16 protein-coding genes are annotated in these 19,001 nt (G+C 50.5%); 8 read left to right on the top strand and 8 right to left on the bottom strand.

The features are described from left to right. Nucleotides 1-10 precede the first annotated feature (10 nt). Nucleotides 11-1,318, top strand: coding sequence for an O-antigen ligase family protein (locus tag ACN4EG_RS00900; RefSeq protein ID WP_431627234.1), 1,308 nt, complete (start codon nucleotides 11-13; stop codon nucleotides 1,316-1,318). 207 nt (nucleotides 1,319-1,525) lie between these two features. Here the strand turns inward: ACN4EG_RS00900 and ACN4EG_RS00895 are convergent, their stop codons facing one another. Beyond that, complete coding sequence (locus ACN4EG_RS00895) at nucleotides 1,526-3,511, bottom strand: polysaccharide deacetylase family protein (RefSeq protein ID WP_431627232.1); 1,986 nt, start codon at nucleotides 3,509-3,511, stop codon at nucleotides 1,526-1,528. Nucleotides 3,512-3,860: 349 nt separating this feature from the next. Between ACN4EG_RS00895 and ACN4EG_RS00890 the strand changes: the two genes are divergently transcribed. Further along, on the top strand, nucleotides 3,861-4,646 hold the full coding sequence (locus ACN4EG_RS00890; RefSeq protein WP_431627230.1) for an SIMPL domain-containing protein: 786 nt from the start codon (nucleotides 3,861-3,863) through the stop codon (nucleotides 4,644-4,646). A gap of 79 nt (nucleotides 4,647-4,725) precedes the next feature. Here ACN4EG_RS00890 and ACN4EG_RS00885 read toward each other — a convergent pair whose 3' ends face one another. The 3 genes from ACN4EG_RS00885 to ACN4EG_RS00875 form a co-directional block, all read right to left on the bottom strand. Beyond that, nucleotides 4,726-5,601, bottom strand: coding sequence for a SirB1 family protein (locus ACN4EG_RS00885; RefSeq protein ID WP_431627228.1), 876 nt, complete (start codon nucleotides 5,599-5,601; stop codon nucleotides 4,726-4,728). A gap of 286 nt (nucleotides 5,602-5,887) precedes the next feature. After that, complete coding sequence (locus tag ACN4EG_RS00880; RefSeq protein WP_431627226.1) at nucleotides 5,888-7,495, bottom strand: FAD-binding oxidoreductase; 1,608 nt, start codon at nucleotides 7,493-7,495, stop codon at nucleotides 5,888-5,890. 78 nt (nucleotides 7,496-7,573) lie between these two features. Next, a complete protein-coding gene (locus ACN4EG_RS00875) occupies nucleotides 7,574-9,067 on the bottom strand; it encodes a TM0106 family RecB-like putative nuclease (protein ID WP_431627225.1) in 1,494 nt (497 codons plus the stop codon). A gap of 121 nt (nucleotides 9,068-9,188) precedes the next feature. Here ACN4EG_RS00875 and ACN4EG_RS00870 point away from each other — a divergent pair, with 121 nt between their 5' ends. From ACN4EG_RS00870 to ACN4EG_RS00850, 5 genes are all read left to right on the top strand, one after another. After that, nucleotides 9,189-10,352, top strand: a complete 1,164-nt coding sequence (locus ACN4EG_RS00870; protein ID WP_431627223.1) for an aminotransferase class V-fold PLP-dependent enzyme — start codon at nucleotides 9,189-9,191, stop codon at nucleotides 10,350-10,352. A 181-nt stretch (nucleotides 10,353-10,533) separates the two neighbouring features. Next, nucleotides 10,534-11,649, top strand: coding sequence for a hypothetical protein (locus tag ACN4EG_RS00865; protein WP_431627221.1), 1,116 nt, complete (start codon nucleotides 10,534-10,536; stop codon nucleotides 11,647-11,649). A gap of 46 nt (nucleotides 11,650-11,695) precedes the next feature. Further along, the gene (locus ACN4EG_RS00860) at nucleotides 11,696-12,139 is read left to right on the top strand and encodes a hypothetical protein (RefSeq protein ID WP_431627220.1); all 444 of its coding nucleotides are present in this window, start codon (nucleotides 11,696-11,698) and stop codon (nucleotides 12,137-12,139) included. A gap of 157 nt (nucleotides 12,140-12,296) precedes the next feature. Beyond that, entirely contained in the window at nucleotides 12,297-12,746 is a 450-nt protein-coding gene (locus ACN4EG_RS00855; protein WP_431627219.1) for a hypothetical protein, read from the top strand. Next, the gene (locus ACN4EG_RS00850; RefSeq protein ID WP_431627217.1) at nucleotides 12,743-13,786 is read left to right on the top strand and encodes a hypothetical protein; all 1,044 of its coding nucleotides are present in this window, start codon (nucleotides 12,743-12,745) and stop codon (nucleotides 13,784-13,786) included. The genes ACN4EG_RS00855 and ACN4EG_RS00850 overlap by 4 nt, the downstream gene beginning before the upstream one ends. Before the next feature lie 289 nt (nucleotides 13,787-14,075). Here ACN4EG_RS00850 and ACN4EG_RS00845 read toward each other — a convergent pair whose 3' ends face one another. Beyond that, nucleotides 14,076-14,450: a DUF4870 domain-containing protein gene (locus ACN4EG_RS00845; protein WP_431627216.1), complete on the bottom strand. Its 375-nt coding sequence runs from the start codon at nucleotides 14,448-14,450 to the stop codon at nucleotides 14,076-14,078. A gap of 245 nt (nucleotides 14,451-14,695) precedes the next feature. Then, nucleotides 14,696-15,508 carry a slipin family protein gene (locus tag ACN4EG_RS00840; RefSeq protein ID WP_431627214.1) on the bottom strand — a complete coding sequence of 271 codons (813 nt, stop codon included), beginning with the start codon at nucleotides 15,506-15,508 and terminating at the stop codon, nucleotides 14,696-14,698. A gap of 196 nt (nucleotides 15,509-15,704) precedes the next feature. Between ACN4EG_RS00840 and ACN4EG_RS00835 the strand changes: the two genes are divergently transcribed. After that, a complete protein-coding gene (locus tag ACN4EG_RS00835) occupies nucleotides 15,705-16,559 on the top strand; it encodes a class I SAM-dependent methyltransferase (RefSeq protein ID WP_431627212.1) in 855 nt (284 codons plus the stop codon). Between the two features lie 106 nt (nucleotides 16,560-16,665). Here ACN4EG_RS00835 and ACN4EG_RS00830 read toward each other — a convergent pair whose 3' ends face one another. Then, the gene (locus tag ACN4EG_RS00830) at nucleotides 16,666-17,229 is read right to left on the bottom strand and encodes a pentapeptide repeat-containing protein (RefSeq protein WP_431627211.1); all 564 of its coding nucleotides are present in this window, start codon (nucleotides 17,227-17,229) and stop codon (nucleotides 16,666-16,668) included. Beyond that, nucleotides 17,226-18,824, bottom strand: a complete 1,599-nt coding sequence (locus ACN4EG_RS00825) for an ATP-binding protein (protein ID WP_431627209.1) — start codon at nucleotides 18,822-18,824, stop codon at nucleotides 17,226-17,228. Before ACN4EG_RS00825 ends, ACN4EG_RS00830 begins: the two co-directional genes overlap by 4 nt. Between the last annotated feature and the right edge of the window lie 177 nt (nucleotides 18,825-19,001).

Below are 19,001 nucleotides of genomic sequence, written 5' to 3'. Positions count from 1 at the left end.
AAATGGTGCAATGCTTTTTCAACCCCATCCTGATCCTAACCTTCGTCGCCACTGGTATGTTACGCAGATCGGCCTTGTTCTGCTACCGTTTAGCATCTTGCTAGGTGGTGTGACGCTATTAATCAATTCCTGTGTCCTATGGGCTAAGTATGCCAATCAGTTGGTGCAGAATTTGGTCAACCAAGTCCTGCTCATGCTGGGCGTCTGGATGATCATCATTGCCCTGTTTGCGCAGTATAAGGGCTATTCATTACCCGGTTTATTTAACTTTCTGCCCTTCTTCATTGTCTTTGTGGCGCAGAGTCGATTGATCGAGTCACCGCAGCAACTACGACGCATGGCTTGGCTCATGGTGTTACCGTCGATCGCGATCGCGGTGATTGGTCTAGGACAATTGTTTTGGGGGTGGGAGTTCCATCTTAAGTTGTTGACTGTAGAAAATCCCAACGGTGCAGATTCCGACGGGATCATTCTGGATTGGTTAGTCCATCGTGGAGGTCGCCCAGAAGGGCGGATGTCGTCGTTGTTTTATTACGCGACGGTGTTGGCCAGCTATTTTGTCACAACGTTTACGCTGTCCCTGGGGTTATGGGTGGAGGCCATCTTTACCCGACGCGATCGAGGTTGGAAGCGATGGCTGTCGATTCTGGGCTTAGGTGCGATCGTGGCGCTGGATGGGGTGGCACTGTTTTTAACCAATTCTCGCAATGCTTGGGGGATTGCGCTGGCGGCTTGTGTGTTGTACGCAGTGTACGTGGGTTGGCGTTGGGTCTTGGGGGTGGCTGCCTGGGTGGTGGTTGCAGTATTGGAAGCAGCCTATGCGCCACCGCCATTGCGGGATTGGTTTCGGGTGATCGTACCTCGGCTAATTTGGGCCAGAATTAACGATGAGTTGTTTCTCGATCGCCCGATCGCATCGCTACGAACAACCCAATGGAAGTTTGCTTGGTCGATGATTCAGCAGCGGCCTTTAACGGGGTGGGGGTTGCGGAATTTTACGCCCATGTACGAAGCGGCAATGAACTATTACATTGGCCATCCCCATAACTTACCATTGATGCTAGCAGCAGAGATGGGAATTCCTGCAACGTTAATTTTCTATTCGTTGATTGGGTGGGTCATGTTTAAGGGAGTGATGTGGCTACGAGAATCACAATACTCTTGGGATGATCATTACGCGATGTTTTCGATCGTGTTAACGTTTGCCGCCTGTAGTGTGTTTAGTTTGTTTGATGTCCCGATTTTTGATGCACGGATTAACCTGATGGGCTGGCTGTTACTAGCTGGGATCTGGGGCGTTGTGTTGCGCAAAAAGTAGGAAGGGATTATGCCGCGTATTTTTGACGATATCAATTTGAAGTTGTTGCCCATTCTGAAAGATACGGGAACAGCGCATAAATAAAATCCCAATTGGGTAGGGGTAGGAGAGTAAAAGGGTAGGAGAGTAAAAGGGTAGGAGGGTAGGGGAATGAAGAGGGGATATTATTTCTTTGCAAATCCCTTAGTCAATCCCTGGGAGCAAAACTTAGCGTTTTGCCAAGGTACAGTCTGACCATGACGCTTGTGATTGTAAAGTAGCATTTACTCCCGTTGCTCCCTTACCACCAGAATCATCAGCCAATACACTAGAAACATCCCCACCAGCATTGTCCACAGCATTCCCAATGGTATTTCCAGACCCATCGGAAACCCCATTTGTCGGAATTAGCCCCACCACATGGGGCACCGGACGCGGCGTATAGGCCACCAACGATTCTCCCTGAAACGCCAACGACGTACTTGCACCGGAATCCAGCATGACTGCATCGCGATAGCCCGCCTTCAGCAATTTCTGCCCCAAATTCACCGAGCCGATCGGATCTTTGGACACTCCAATCATCGGCTGTCCCGCTTGGTTAACGCCCCAAAAAGCCCGATGCCGTTCCGCATTGAAATCAAACAAATTACCAAAGGCCGCTTCTGGTTGCGCCTGCCCATCCCGCACCAGCCATGCCGCCGCCACAAACGCATCCGTCACCTTGGGCATCTCCGCCTGAATCCCCGCCAGGGAATTATGCTTCGCCGCATCAAAGGGCACATAGCGCACCTCATCCGGACTAATGAGTACCAAAGGCCGACCATTTAAGCGTAAATTTTCCCGATCGTTCCCCGGCACAAATTCCCCAGAGGTTTGACTATAGACCGGGCCGATCATTTTATTAGAATCGAGAAATTCCAAGGAAAAGAAGCCGCCATCTACCCCCGCGATCGCTGGCGTTCCCGCTAGAATCGCAGGCACCTGATCCCGCGTCTTAGCATGGATCGTCATGGGTTGGCCGCCGGAGATAAAGACAAATCCAGTATTGTCGATCGTGGGTTCCTGCTTCTGGATGGGTGACTTGAAATCAAAGCCCACATTCCACTTGGGCAACGGTGCACCGCCCCAAGCCTGATCCAGCATTTCCGCAATACGCGACTGGCCAATGCGCCCGATCGCCAACAAACTTTCCGACTGTCCCGCCAAGCGCTCATCCAAGTCATTCATCGTCAGCGCCGCACTGTAACCCGCCTGCTGCACTAAATTGGCCACCTGCTGGTTATAGTTGCCCTCGGGATAGGTGAAATAGTGAATCGGAATGCCGAGTTCCCGCTCCAACACTTGCTTCGATTCAGTAATTTCTGTTTTCAGTTGTTCCTCAGGAATCTTGGTCAGATCCGGGGGATGGGTGACGCTATGGGCGGCGATCGTAATCAGTGGATCCTTAGCCATTTCCCGCAGTTGCTCCCAACTTAAACTCGATCGACCCATTTTTTTGCCGACCTTAGCGGTATAGATCGAGAACGCCGCAGGATAGTTGTACTTTTTCAACAGCGGATAGACATGGGTATAGTGCCCTTCATAGCCATCATCAAAGGTCAGCAGAATGGGCTTGGGGGGCAAAGGCATGCCTGTGCGGAGGTGCACCATCAACTGATCCAAGCTGATAGGGGTGAGGTTTTTATCCCGAATCGCTTGCAGATGGGCTTCAAACTCAGCCGGAGTGACATCAAAACTGACTTGTTTCTCCGGCAGAATGTCGTGGTACATCATCACAGGAACCCGTGCAGCTCTCGCCCGCTCATGGATTTCCGGAAAGGGTTTCGGATTGAGCATTGCGCCCAAGTTGGGAATCAATTGATCTGCTAGGTAATTTAACGCGATCGCGGACGCCCCTACAGCCGTTGTATCCTGTACCAACGGTCTGGCCAAGCTAACCCACTTGGCCGAAGGCATCCCGATCGAGGTGCATTGCGTGGGTGCAGACTGGCTGGGAGTCGCCTCTAAACTAGGTTGGGCCACCGCAGAATTGCTTAAGGAATAGCCCCCAACACTACTGGATAACAAGCTGATACCCAAACTTAGGAGAGAATTTCGACACACCAGAAATCGCGATCGCACAACAATCATGGGAGATGATCCGGGGGTAATGGCAGAGGGGCAAACACGCACTTCATCCTCATTAACGCGGGCAATCTCGATTGTTCCGGTCAAATTTGCTTTCAACCCTAGAATTTTCTACAGCCTAGCAACTGCAGGGATGGATAAACTTCTGGATTGCCCTAGCGACACCCTGGGAAACTAGAGCGACGCCCTGGAAGACCAGAGCGACGCACTGGGAAACCAGAGCGTAACAAGTCGGAAGCAAGAGGACAATGAGATTGAGAAGGGCGTTTGAAAAGACGTTGGCAAAGGCGTTCGGAAATGTATTCTATTACGTCTGGGAAAAAGAATGGGAGCCGAAAAGTCTAAAGAATTTGTTTCAAATTTAGAAACTTTATGAGGCTTTCCACAAATTCAATGGCAGATTGATAGGACATAGGATTTTTGGAGATGAATACTTATGCTACCCAATGCTGCCCGGAAGTTGTCTCAGCCAATGTCTCGATCGATACCCTCCTCCTTGTCCAATGCTGCCCGAGCTCGATCGCCTCGATGGGCAATTTTGCCGATTCTACTGGGGATCATGCTCTGTGGTGTGACGCAACCCGCGATCGCGGCGGAAAAGTTACTGCGAACGTTAACCGTTACGGGGCGGGGAACTGAACGCATTCCCTCAACCCTGACCCAAGTCCGCCTCGGCGTTGAAGCGCAAGGAAAAACCGCCAATGAAGTCCAAGCAGAAGTGGCACGGCGGGCCAATGCGGTGGTAGACCTGCTGAAGGCTCGCAATGTGGAAAAACTGGAAACCACGGGGATCAACCTCAGTCCCAATTACGACTATCGCGATGGCAAACAAATTCTCGTGGGCTATGTTGCATCGAACATGGTCAGCTTCCGCATCGCCACAGCCAAGGCTGGAACGATTATGGATGATGCGGTCAAAGCCGGAGCGAGCCGCATTGATGGCGTGAGTTTTATTGCCACGGATGCTGCGATCGCCGAGGCCCAAAAACTGGCCCTCCGCAAAGCCACCCAAGACGCCCAAACCCAGGCCAATGCAGTTTTGGGCTCCCTGAATCTGACCCCGAAGGAAATTGTGAGTATCCAGGTGAACGGAGCCACAACTCCACCGCCTAGAATGTACGCAGCCGATAGCTTTAAACTACGAGCCGAGGCTGCCTCCAGCCCCGTGATTGATAACGAGCAACCTGTGGAAGCTTCCGTCACGCTGGAAATTAGCTACTAGAGGTTTAGTCGGGGCGACCATCCCGTCGATCGCCCCGATTAAGCCTAGTGGAGCGTCAAGCTTAAAATTGTGAGTGACATTATTCCAAATCGACTATTCCATAAGGATTCTGGAGATCACTAACGCACAAAATCAAAATTGACAGACCACTAGCCAGTAATTGCAAAATTAATCCGCGATCCTGGGTAGTGGGTTTTGCGGCAAGGTAGCGTTCTAAATCTTGTCGAGCTTCCACCCAGCGATTCATTTGATAGTAAATAATGCCGCGATCGCGCAGTTCCGTTGGCGTATCAGGAAACAGCAGTAGAATTCGCTCGATCGCAGCTAAGGATCTTTGACTATTCCCAGAATTAATGTAATTGGTTTTCAGGTTACCTAGCATTCTTGACAGGAACTGACGATTACTGACGGGAGCAAACCAATTGGCAGCAATCATAAAGGTGGGATTGTCCCCTTGCCCGAGTAATTCTGCACAGTCTTCTTTGAATAACACTGCGCCTCGGTTAAATGCATCGATATAAAGATCCATCTCCTCCACCACTGGCCGAATCAGAAAATGACCGGGGAACCCAATGCCCACCATGGGAAAGTCAATGCGTTTGGCGATCGCGAGGTAAACCAACGACAGGGTGATGGGAATCCCTAAGCGGCGATCGATCACCTGGTGTAAATGGCTATTGCGTGGATCATAATAATCCGATCGATTTCCCGAAAATCCTAAATCATCGTACAGGTAGCGGTTAATAGTTTGAATGATTCGTAGCGGATACAACTCTTTAGGTAATCGGGCTTGGACTTCTTCAGCCATGACATCGAGGGCATTGAGATATTCCTCAACATCCAGCGTGGGATCTTCTTCTTGGGCAATGTATAGGGCAGCACGTTCTAAGCAAATTTGCTCATCGGATTGGCAAATTTCTCGAATAAAACACTGCCGCGCAAGCGAAAATTGCATAGAGACTACAAGCAAGGACGAACAACGACTGGCGATCGATCAGGCAGGACAGTGAGATAGGGCGTAAGTTACGCACAACCGAATCAAGTTTAAAGCATGAACTCCAGGGTGCGAATCAATCGCCTTACAACTTTACGAACCATTGATAGGCGATGAATGGGCGACTAATGAGCTATTCATGGGTTAAATAACTCGCTCATAATTTAACGTTTTTTCCATGGAACTACGGGCTACTTACCTAATCTTTGCACTAGGTCGTCAGCCTGCCCAGTCTAGCCTGCCCAGTCTAGTCTTCATAATCTGCCCCAGATCCATATTTCCATGCGGCGAGACGACAATGCCAGAAATATTGGCGATCGGGGGGTAAAGTCGCGATCCAAGTCTGTAAGGAATTAGCAAACGATCGACTCCACCAGTGCAAAACGGTATAGATCGCTAAATTCCCATAATGCCCCAACCAATCAAACAATGCAGGAAAACCCACTTGGGGCAGGATTTTGAGAATCAGTAACGGATGGGCGATCGCGGCTTGAGCCAGGGTTTTAAATAAGGGGACGAACTGCACGACGTCCTGCAAAAAGGGTTTAAGAACCGGATCTCCCAGTCCTTGCATTTCCTGAAAAATATCGCGTAGCAATTGATTAATTTGATCCGGTTCTAGGGTTTGATTGACCCCAACACTCATGGATTTTTGGAACAGCCATGTCACTTGCAAGTTGGGCTGGTAGGGCTGCAACCGACTGAGCGATCGCCGATCGAGCACATCGGCCTGCAATGCTTCATCTAATCCCTGGGTCAGGCGTTCCAAGTGCCGCACCATGGCTCCAAATCCGCCAAAGCTCAAGGGCGACTGCGCTCCGCTGCTATCCCCGATCGCTAAAATTCGATCCCAGGTTGGTTGCAAGGGGCTGTTACGGTAACAGGGAAACATGCCAAACAGAGCCCGCTGGAATTGCAAGGCATCTAGGTCGATCGATTGGTAGCTAGGTAGAAGTCGGAAATATTCATCAAACAACGTTTCCAGAGAAATCCGATCGGGTTCCGCATCCAGATAGGTAAACAGATAGGTGGTGCGACCATCCCGCGCCGGAAAGGCTTCCCAAAAATATTGGCATTGATTTTGAATCGGCGTGAAGGAGGCAATAAGGTCTCCGGCGGGATTATCGGGATAACCCGTGGCACAGGTACCCACGACCAAACAGACGGCATCGGGTTTCTGGCCGTTTCTGGCTTGGCGCGTCACCGGGGAAAAATGCCCCATCACATCCAGCATTAAGCGGGCAGTCAAGGGGGGAGCCAATTCGTTGGGGCTAGATTGCAGGGTGCTAGATTGTGGGGCGATCGATGGATTGGTCGATCGCACAGCCACCCCATTGGGATGCACTGTACAACCCTTAAACGGTGTCTGTTCCAATAAATCTCCGCCTGCATCGAGAAATTTCTGTTTCAGGATAGCTAATAACCTAACGGGATCAACCCCAATATTTAAAACATCCTTAACCCAGATATCCTGTCCCGCAAAACTGATACGAATGGGATTAAATTCCGTGGCGATCGTGGTTGCTAATTCTGCTTCCGTTAGTAATCCCAATTGCACAAACTTCTGTAATTCCTGGCGGGAAATATTCCACTCCTGCGATCGCCCTTGCAGAATGCCCTGTTCCAACACCGCCACCCGATAGCCCCGCTGGGCCAACACCGCCCCGACCAAAATGCCCAACGTTCCCCCACAGATCAGCACATCCCATCCGATCGTCGGTAAGGCTTGGTCACTGGTTTCCACCACCTGCGGCGTAGAAAGAGTGCCTTCCCTCAGGGATTGCCAAAGCTGGTCGGCCCGCTGCAAACCGGGATAGGAGCCGAGGGAGGTGAGGATCGATCGGGTTAGGGACATGGCATTCAAGGCAGGCAGATTGCCCAACCAACAAATAACAGCCCTATTGTAGATTGCAAGATTTCTAAAGGTACCCGTCTAAGCCACCGAGCCGTGGAGTTGCTCGGAATGCCGATCGGCGGATTGTAGGTACTCCACCAGCCATTCCTTAATCAAATGCGTGGCGCGACAATCATCTTCGTTATAGACCAGGATGGAGTCTAAGAAGGCTCGATCGCCCGTTTGCAACCATTGGGCGTACCAGTAAATCGACTGGGCACCGTTGGCGCTAGAATCTCGCCATTCAAAGCCAATCCAGCGGGCAATATTTTTCAGCGCATAGCTTTCCACGGGCAAGGTGGCCACACGGGTCACCACATCATGCAAATCAATAAACCGAGGCAGCATGGGTTGAATCAGGTGCTGCGGTGTGTCATAAAGCTTGGCCAACTTGTTGACCGTCTGGACTTCGTAGGGGCAAAAATGAAAAATGGGCGCATCGGGATACGCCCATACTAAGTCTAGAAGTTCCTGCCACACTCGCATTTCATGGTCTGGATGGTCAGCCAGAAAAGCGTGAAACTGCTGGGTCTGTTTCTGTCGATCGACCACTAGGACGCCGTGCAAATAGATGAAATCTAAGGAGGGTTCGGATTCAATGTCGAAATAGAGTTCGATCGATGAGGTAGGAAGGAATTCGTTGATGAAGCGATGGCGTTGATGGGTTTGAGGGAAGTCAGTGGTGGGCAGGGCTTGGTTCTGCAACGTGGCTTGGGCCTGCTGGGTAATTTTCTTCGCCATCTCTAACCCAAAGCCCGGTATGGTTTCCAAAACCTTCGGCGGCGTTTTGGCCAATGATTCTAACGAGGTCAGATTGAGGGATTGTAGCTCTCGGTAACGGCTTTGGGTCACACCCGGCAGCAGGGATAGGTGCTCCGTTTCTTTGGCGGTTTCGTAGCAGCGGCTGTACCAATGGCAAAGGCTGCAACGATTGCGGGAGATAAAGACTTCAGGGCTTGTCTCATCCTGTAGGCTGGCGATACAACTAGCCAGTACTTCTTCCATGCGGGGAATCATTTCCCACAGGTCGATCGTGTATTGCCCTTTTTCCCGTAGCAGTAAATACGCTTCTTCCGGCCAATTGCCCTGAACGGCAGCAAGGACTTTGACATGATAGGCGGTAACGATTTGATATTCCGTTTTGGAGCGCTTACTCAGCTTAATTTCAACGGGAGCATAAATCCAATCTCCCAAGTCTGAGGTCCCCGTTTGTTTGACGAGCAAATCTGGGTTGCTCATCAAAGTAGCACCATCCCCTTCAGCCAGCAACACGCCTTGATAGATAAAATCTGCACCCTGTTGCATAAGTTCGAGGGTTTTGGCGGCGGCGATCGTCCAATTGTGGCTGGGGTAGACGGGTCGCACGTAGTCCAAGGTTTCGAGAACTTCGCGGTGGTGGGCAGCACTATCCTGCATCAGCTTGACCACGTAATCATTCATGGGGTCACGCTGAAGCGGGTCGCCGTGGATATCAAGGAAAGCGCGGCGGCTGCATCGTTGATGATTCAACAAAAGCTCTGCCGTTATGAGCATGGAAATCGATCGAGGGAATTAGGGTGGACTCGAGCCGGAAGATGCTAGTGAGACTTTACAAGGGGACTTTACAGGGATTCACTTATGCTCTAGTTTAGGCCAGAAAGTTGCTTCTGCGTGTATGACCCTCGATCGGATTCTCACCCATCGCCAAGAATTTCCCTTCCTCGACCAGTACGCCTACTTCAACTACGGCGGCCAGGGGCTAATGCCTCGGCGAGCGTTGGAGGCTGTGGCCCAGGCCCAGGAAACGTTACAACGAATCGCGCCCTTTTCCCAAGCGGCCTATGACTACAGTTTGCAACTGACGGATGACCTGCGGCGGACGATCGCCCAAGAGATTGGTACAACACCGGATACGGTGACTTTGACGGAAGATACCACGGTGGGGTGCAATATTGCCCTGTGGGGACTGGATTGGCGATCGGGGGATCATTTACTGATTACAGATTGTGAACATCAGGGTGTCTTGGCGATCGTCCAGGAGCTTCAGCAGCGGTTTGCCATTGAGGTATCAGTCTGTCCGCTGTTGCCGACGCTGAATGGAGGTGATCCGGTGGCGACGCTGGCGAGCCATTTGCGCCCGAATACACGCCTAGTGGTGCTGAGCCATATCCTGTGGAATACGGGGCAGGTGTTGCCGTTGGAGCGGATGGTGGCTGTTTGCCGCAGTCACAGCGATCGGGTACGGATTTTGGTGGATGCGGCGCAGTCGGTGGGCGTCTTGCCGCTGAATTTGACCACATTGGGAGCGGATTACTACGCCTTCACTTGCCATAAATGGTGGTGCGGTTCAGCGGGGGTGGGCGGATTCTACGTGCGGCCTGAGGTGCGAGAGGAGTTGCGTCCGACGTTTATTGGCTGGCGCAGTATTCGCACCAATGCCCAGGGCAAACCAATGGCTTGGGAAGGGGGTGGAAAGCGCTATGAAGTGGCAACGTCAGCGGTGGTGTTGTATCCCGGTGTGGCTACAGCCCTTCAGGTGCAACAGGAGTTGGGCTCAGCAGCGGAACGCTATGGGTTAATCTGCGATCGCAGTCGCTATCTTTGGGAACAATTGCAAACCATTCCTCAGGTGACAACGCTACGCACAACACCCCCGGAATCGGGACTGGTATCCTTTCAGCTAGCCTCCGGCCAACACAAAGGATTAGTGGCTAGTCTAGAATCCCAGGGCATTTTAGTGCGGCTACTCCTCGATCCTAATTGCGTCCGAGCTTGCACCCACTATTTCACTACCGAAGCAGAAATCGATCGTTTAGTCAGCGCGATCGCAAACAACTAACGCTGGACATACTCCACGATCGGGGTATTGCTGCAATGCTGTATTCACCACAGTCCAAACCTGAATACTGCCGTCCATTCCCCCTCAATCTCGAAGGTAAAAACGATGATTGGGGGGTTTGCAATTTTAAAAGAACCTTGCTATAGTACAGAAGTACTAAGTACGCGAGTACTGGTACTCAATGTTTCGTAAGGGGGACTTTTGGGAAATGGGCGTTAAGCATGTAGCCACTGAGTCACTGTCATCACCACAGGTATTGCCACAGGTATTGCCACCCGTCTTACCACCAGTACTGCCAGCCCAGGCATTACCTACAGAACCTGCCAAACCCGCTGCCCGTCGAGGCCGCTCCAGTAAAAAGACGACCACCCCAAAAACGATCGACAAACGGACGATCGACAAAAATGTGACGGAGGCCACCCTGGCGAATTTGAATGGGGCGGAGGCGATCGAGGCGAACATGTCCCCAGGGAAAAGCTCCCGTGCAATGTCCACCCCCAAAGCCCCAACCCAAAAGACTCGCCGACCCACGAAACCGCTCCCCTCCAGTCCCGCTCCAGTCGTGTGGACAGCTCCCTCTAGTCAAGTTCTCGAGCAAATTAAGGATTTTCGGCAGCAGTTAGAAGTTATGCAAACGCAAATTGCGACCATGAATCAGCAGTCCGCAGCGCTGGACTCAAACCTGGGAGAACTACGCAAACTCTCCCAGCAAATGCAAGCACTCTCTCGATCTCATACAGTTCAGCAGTCCCAAGTTGCGAAATCCCCGATGCCCCATCCACGCCTTGATGATTGGAGCTCTGCCGATCGCCCGTCAGCACCATCCAGTGCAGCCCAGCCCACAGCAGCCCATGGGTCCTCCAGTGTAAAAACGTCCGAGGTTCCCAATTCCTCAGATTCGCAACCCCTCGCTAAACCGAGCTTTGTTTCCCGATCCCAGCCGATCGCCCCCTATTCCGCTTCTGCCCACGCTAGCAAAGCGGTTAAACCCTCCCTAATTGTCACGGCTGCTACGGTGATGCCTCCTTCTATTGCCCATTTCCAAGCAGCCTGTCACGATTGCGATCGATGCTCTACTGTGGACATTAACTGCTACGGGGATTCGACTGGGCATTCAAGGCATCATCGTATTCATCCCAAGCTTGGCAGTGCCGTTAACCCTGGTGATGTTATTACCCGCGATCGTGGCAGCTTACTTAGCATTTTTCGTCCCCCAATCGAGTACTACCGTAATTTATCGATTGTTGCTGGTGACATTAGGACTATTTCTAGGTTCAAAAGTCTAGCGCAATCCTGAGCAGTCTCTTTTCGTCAGTTTTAGTTTCGCTACGGAGGGTTTTTCAATGATGCGATCGCGAATGGAACAATCAACTTGGAGATCATTTCACTGGCAATCCCTTTTACACAAGCCAAATTTAGCCTGGAGCCCAAAACAACTCTTGGCTGGAGGGACTGCCATTCTCACGCTGGGCCTTTGTTTGGACTCAAAACTCTTTTTCGCAGTTGGACAATCTTCGATCGCCGATCGTTGCGTGCAAGTGGTAGAGCCCAAAGCACAAATTTCTCGGCAACAGTTGGGACAATTTTTGACGATTCCTGAAGGGACTACTCGGCCTCAAGTGACAAAAACTCTGCCGAAACCCTACTGCTATCTTGCCAGTCTACAAATCCGCACAGGCACCAAAGCCGAGCGTGTGGTCTATCCCTTGGCCTCTGATCCTAAAACGTGGCTCATCGTGTTGTATGAGGGCGATCGCTACATGGGCTATCGCTTCCTGACCCATTAACATCCTAATCCATTCGTTCTTTGAAACCTTTGCGTTCTAATTGATTTCAAGAGGACTTTTCAACCGCCTGAATCAACTTTTATCAGGAGCATTCAAGCATTCCAAACTTATTTCTGTTTTGTTTTCAACCTGTTTCTAGCTTGTTATCTATCTGTTTATGCCACCTTCGTCTGTATTGATTATTCTTATAATTTTCGTCGGCTTTTTAGCTAGCTGTGCCAAAGAAACGCCCCTTCCTATTGTCGATATTAAACTGTACCAAAATTGGGAGTTAAGTCCTGGAGATCGGGTTGCAGGGTACGAAGTCACAGGTGGGTTGGGTGATATTTCGATCGCACTGCAAGGCCGATCGATTTATGCTCCATTCAATGGTGATACTCAACTCGATCAACGTCGTTGTTTGTACTTCGATAGCCCAGAAGTCCCATCCTATAAATTTCGATTTTGTGGTATCCAGTCTCCAAAACTAGGCAAGGTGCGTCAAGGTGAAACGATCGGGAGTGGTGAAACGCTCCAGTTTGCTGCCCTCCGTAAACAACCAAATGGCACTTGGGCCATTGTGGAACCCTCAAAAACAATTTTAGAGAAAACGCTAAAAGCCTCATGAAATGGATTATCGACTGGCAAATTGTTCATGGCAAAGTACAGCAATCGTTGTTAGTATTGCTCAGTTGTTGGTCGTTATTTCTAGGAACTAGCTATTCCGCTCGAGCAGAGGGCATTGTCGGGTTTGATGCGACTGACTTTGAGCCATCGGCTGCACTGCAACAACCGCGGGCACAACTCACGCCCCCGTATCCATCCAATGGGACACCACTCCGACCCACACCACAGCCCACACCAGTTGTTCGGCAATCATCTCCCCATCCATCCATCCCTTCTGATTCCGAAGTGGTCAGCTTTCCAACGGAGTCCAGTTTACCCATTGCTCGTGCCGATCGTTCAACCGTCCAATCATTGCCCAGAGCCGATCGTACAACTGCCCAACCCGTAGAATCGACGACAGCCAGTGATGATAATGCCATTTTTGCGGGTGGTGAGAACTCGCTGGTGGCGCGGGCGGTGGGCAGCGCCGAAGGAACCCGCCGTCCCGACGGTGGCAAGAATCCAGCCTACTACGGCCATGTTGACCCCGGCAATGCGCAGTGGAATCTGGGCAGTTTTTCCTATCAGCACGGCGCAGCATCTCCGGAAAATGCCGACGATCGCCAACTGCGTCGCCTGCAACGACAAGACCAAATCATTCGGGAACGGGCAGTGCAGTATGGGATGAAGTTGGGGTTGCAGGAACGGTTGAATGCCATTGACTTAGCCAACCAAGCCCCCCTAGCGGCCCTCGATCGAGGTGGCTATGTGGAGCAGCTGAAAGCAGCCAAGCAGGACGGATTATCCGGAGAAGCGGCCATTCTAGAGGCACGGGTCAATTCCTATCGGCACCCAGATACACAGCAATGGGATGCCCCCGGTTTGGGTAATAATGAGTCGTTTATTCGCCATGACCAAGCTCGCCGCATGGACGCGATCGCCCAAGCGATTGTGGTTGATCAGACCTGGACGCGCCAAAAAGGACAGTTTCGGCGAATACCCCGATCAACGGGAACGGAAATTGCCCAGGTTATGCAAATGGATCAAACCTGGACACGTTAAGGAATTTGCTGAGACATTAGATTCCTGTGCATCTACCCTGCCCCGTCCACTCCCGTTTCCTGGGGATTTTTTTGTACGCTGTTCCCTAATCTCTTGTGTAGTAGCCTAAACCGTGAGAGATCTCCCTTTGGAAGGGTTGAGACCGAAACAGTCATTCACAAGCATCCCAAACCCACGATCGCAAAAATACATGGGCTTCAATAAAAAAAGGGGCTAGCCCCCTTGGATGGTGATTTATTAATCCACCTAAATCGCAATTTTTTAAACCACTCTGTCAGGCTGGTCGCCCTTACAGAACTCGGAAAATGAAGGGATAGCGGAAGGGTTCGTCGGGATTCGCCAAGGTTTTGACAATCGCGACGATCGACCAACCAAAGTGCCACAGGAATCCAAAGGCAATCATTGGAAAGAGCAAGATTCCCAAAATTCCAAATGTCAGGAATGACAACACACCATAAATTCCACCAATCACACTGGCCCAGAACCAAATATTCAAGTGGAAATTGATCGACTCCTTGGCATTGGCTTTCACAACAGGATCGTCAGAAATCATCAAAACCACGATCGGGGCAAAAATGGTGATGACCGAAACCCCAGCCAAGGTAAATCCATGACAAATCAGGGAAAGTAAGCTGCGTTTACCGGAATCATATGAGCTTTGCATTCTTAAAAATTCCTCCAGTGCACCAACAGCTTCATCCTATCGGAATTCTCCCTAGAAACCGTAGAGGAGTTTACCGTACTTCATGGTTGAGCTCAAATTGGACGCTGATCGCCTCGATCCCACTATTCCGGTCAAGGCGCATTCGTAAATCCCGATAGGAGAGTCATTGATCTGGCTTCTAGCGCTTCTAACCGAGTCAATACCCTCGCATCGCAACCCATCACAACACTGTGTTGGCATCATGACTATCGGGTTTCCTCGGCTAGATCGGGATGAGGGATTGCTGCATTGGAGGGATTCGATTGGGGGGTAGGATTGGCTAGGCGGTTCGCTAGGTTAATGACATCGGATGGAATCATCACGATCGTCGTTGTGTTATTCTCCGTACCCACTTCCGTTAGCATTTGTAACCGGCGTAACTCTAGAGCGGCGGGATTCAGGGCAATGTTCTGGGAGGCTTCTGCTAGCTTAATCGAGGCTTCCTGCTCAGCCGCGGCCTTAATTAACCGTGCCCGTTTCTCTCGAATCGCTTCTGCCTCCTTCGCCATTGCCCGTTGCATACTTGTTGGAATTTCCACATCCTTGATTTCTACCCGTTCAATGACAATCCCCCAAGGTTCCGTGACTTCATCTACAATTTCCTGAACCCTTAAGTTAATTTTGTCGCGATTCTGCAAAACATCATCCAAAATGTTTTGGCCTACAACATTTCTCAGTGTTGTCAATGCTGTTTGATAAACGGCTAATTCATAACTCTGTACCCGGTTGATAGCCTTGGCTGCATCCAAGATTCGGTAATACAACACTGCATTGACCCGGATGGTCACACTATCGGCTGTCACTGTTTCCTGGGGCTCAATACTGACCGTGCAAGTGCGCACATCCACCCGAACCTTCTGATCAACCATGGGAATAATCCAGTACAGTCCCGGCCCCATCACACCCTTTGATCGTCCCAACCGAAAAATAACGCCCCGTTGATATTCCCGATCGATCTTAAAACCTGATAAAGAAGCGAGCAAAACCAGCCCAATTAAATAACTCAGAAAGCTGACCATAATTAACAACTGATTAAATGGAAAATACCACCTACCCATCTTGCAATAGGACAATTGATTGAGGTGCGGGTTAAGCCCATGCCCTACAGATGACGTGGATGATTGGATAATCTGATTGTAGACATGGCCTGAGATCGATCGTCAGTACCAAAGCTAAACGTAACCTAAAGATTCCCTAGAATTTCTTGATGCCCCTATGACTAACCCAATTCCTGCCTACGAACTCAATCCCACCGGACGGTTCAGCGATCGTGCCAGCGACTATCACCACTCTCGCCCCAGTTATCCTGCTGCGGTGATCGATCGAATCTTGAGCCACCTTGCCCTAGATTTCAGTGCCTTAGAAAACGCCGCCACCCACCCCCAACCGACTGCCGCCGATATTGGTGCAGGGACTGGAATTTCCGCACGGTTATTGGCCGATCGAGGTTTGCAAGTCTGGGCCGTAGAACCCAACGCCGCCATGCGCGCAATGGGACAGCAGGCCACGGGGCAGTTCAATGCATCAGTCGATTCCGCTGGCCCTGCCAGCCCTCCCATCACCTTGTGGGACGGGACTGCCGAAGCTACAGGACTGCCCACAGCATCCATGGACGTGGTGACAGCCTTCCAAGCCTTCCATTGGTTTCAGCCCGATCGGGCCTTGGCAGAATTTCACCGGATTCTTAAACCGACGGGGCGTGTAGCCATTGTTTGGAACAACCGCGATCGATCAGACGAGTTCACCGCACTGTATGGCCAATTGGTCAAACAGGCTAGTTCAATCCCTGACCTAGCGGAACGCCGCGACAATCCTCAACCGCTCTATCAATCTCCGCTCTTTACCCACACGCAACACTACGCCATTGCCCATGCTCAATCGTTAGATCTTGTAGGTTTATTGGGCCTTGCAAAAAGTCGTTCCTACGTGCCGCTGACGGGGGAAACCCACGATCGGCTCATGGCTGATCTGACGCAGTTCTACCATCGATTTGCCAACCATCAAGGCCAAGTCCATATCCAATATCAGACTAACCTTTACCTCGCTACCCCCCAGCCCGCAGATCCATAAAACTCTCCTAAAAAATTAGGATAGAAAGCGACGTTTCCCATCTACTTCCTATCCCAGAACTGCGGGTTTGATCATTCCCGTTCTAGTATCTGATTTAGCCTCGGCCCTATCCTCGGCAACCTAAGGATTCTCGAGTATCCACACCTGTCTGTGAGTTTGTCCCAGCGGCGATCGCGCACAGTTGCTTCACTTGCAACGCCGTTAGAATCGCTCCGGTAAAATCGGCTCCGGTAATCGTCACATCATTAAACTCTGTCCGTAGTAACATGGCATCTGTCAGGTTCGCATCTTGCAAATCCACGTTATATAAGCGGACTTGGTCAAAAATTGATTGAGTCAAATCTGCCCCCCGAAACACAGTTCCAGTGAACGTAGAGGTACTAAAGACAGCGCCTACCAAATTGGCTTGGCTAAAATTGGTATCATTTAAATTCGCATTGGCAAACTCCGCTTGTTCCAGGTTCGCTCCTGTCAGATTGCGTCCTGCTAAGGTTGTCCCTTCTTCTGCCAAGGGATTTCCACTCGCTGCTGCTGAAGCTGCTGCTTGAGCGGAGGGACTCCAACCCAAGCAACCCACTACCATTATTCCGATCGCGATCACTGCACAGAGCTGTTGCCGCCAGCGATCGCAACCCACCACTAAGAGATTCGAGAGCAACCTAAACTTCATGACGCGATATTAAGAGAATTCGTCCTCTCCCAGTGTAGTGGGCTATTGCGCTGGGATGAAGAGGCAACGATCGCAGAATTTTCCATCATGTCAGTGGAGGATGTCCACGACGATCCCGCCAAAGGAAAATGGTTGGGGATCTTTGTCGCAAGAGTCGTTGAGCCTCCAGACAGGAGCCCATCGGGCATAATTGGTTGGATCAGCGACCCCATGACAGGGAGTTCAATCCGAAACTCCGTCCCCTGACCCAGAACAGAATGGCAACTTAATTGGCCTTGGTGAGAATCAATGATTTGATAGCAAATTGACAACCCCAAGCCGGTTCCTTGCCCGATCGGCTTTGTGGTGAAAAAGGGATCAAACACCCTCATTTGCACGGATTCGGGGATACCTGGGCCATTGTCACAAATGCGGATAACGACCCGATCGTGTTGTACTGCGGTATGGATCGTAATGGTTGGAGGAGATTTTTCAGAATAGAGTTCCGGCCTTTGCCTACCATACTCTTCTAGGGCGTCTAAAGCATTACTGAGTAGATTCATAAAGACTTGATTAATCCGGCCAGGATTACAAGTCACTTCTGGCAAGTCTGCATAATGTCGCTGAATTTGAATCCCTGGCCAGCGCATGACTGGTTTGCAGCGATGGCGTAGAATCAACAACGTACTTTCCAAGCCTTCGTGGAGATCCACATCTTTTAACTCTGCTTCATCCAAGCGGGAGAAGTTGCGTAGGGATAAAACCAACTGACGAACCCGATCGGTTCCACTGTACATCGAGTTTAAAACTTCAGGTAAATCCGCTTTGAGAAATTCAAAATCGATTTCATCCCGATGGGCTTGAATTTCGGTAGTGGATGAAGATCGCTCATAGAGTTCGATTAACGCTAGCAAATCCTTTGTATACTGCGAAACATGAGTGAGGTTGCCATGGATAAAATTCACCGGATTATTAATTTCGTGGGCAATTCCCGCCACCAATTGCCCTAAACCGGACATCTTTTCAGCTTGCAAAAGTTGGGTTTGCGTCTGATGCAAATCAGTTAAAATCCCTTCCAATTGCTTGGCCTGCTGTTTAGCCGTTTCTGCAGCACTCAAACTACTTTGATAGAGATACACTAACTGATCTGCGATCGTTGCCTGTTCGATATCACTTTCTTTTTCATATTGATGGACAACACAATCTAGGGCAGTTAATAAATCATTGTTTGCGGTAGCGAGAATTTCTTGTAGAAGAGGATGTTCAATCGAGCGTTGCTCTTCAGGTAATAACAAGAGCGTACGGACATTGGTAATATATGTATAGATCAGATGATGCAGTTGTACCGGGGGCTCAAAATACAGCGCCAAAACCGCCTCAGAAGGGGAGCCAGGTAAATTCAATTGTGCATCGCCGTGCAGGAGCCCAAGGTGCGATCGCTCCATCAAATCCATCGAATGGTGAAGATCTTGCTGTAAGGCAGCAGATTGCTGAGAATCAGTTGCACAGATCCACTGCAATGCCAGACAGGCTATGCGCTGGGTCAACATACGTTGGCGACCACTGACATTGACGATCGCTGCATTGATTTGCCGAGAAAGATTGATGGGATTCACGGGAGCCTAGCCAAGGGGAAGAGAGTGACGATAGGCATAAGAAGCGGAGTTTAAAAATTATTTAATTGAAACATTTTTGCAAACTCCTCCTTTGTACCGAATCTCTTCAAACAACAATGTAAAGTAAGGCACAATTGCCCCGGCAATCTTGCATCCCCTGCCAAGCTCATGGCCCCT

This window comes from Alkalinema pantanalense CENA528 (genome assembly GCF_050753345.1).
GTDB classification, from domain to species: Bacteria; Cyanobacteriota; Cyanobacteriia; order Leptolyngbyales; family Leptolyngbyaceae; genus Alkalinema; species Alkalinema pantanalense.
The sequence above is the reverse complement of the archived record's forward strand: the minus strand, read 5'-3'. Positions and strand labels throughout refer to the sequence as shown.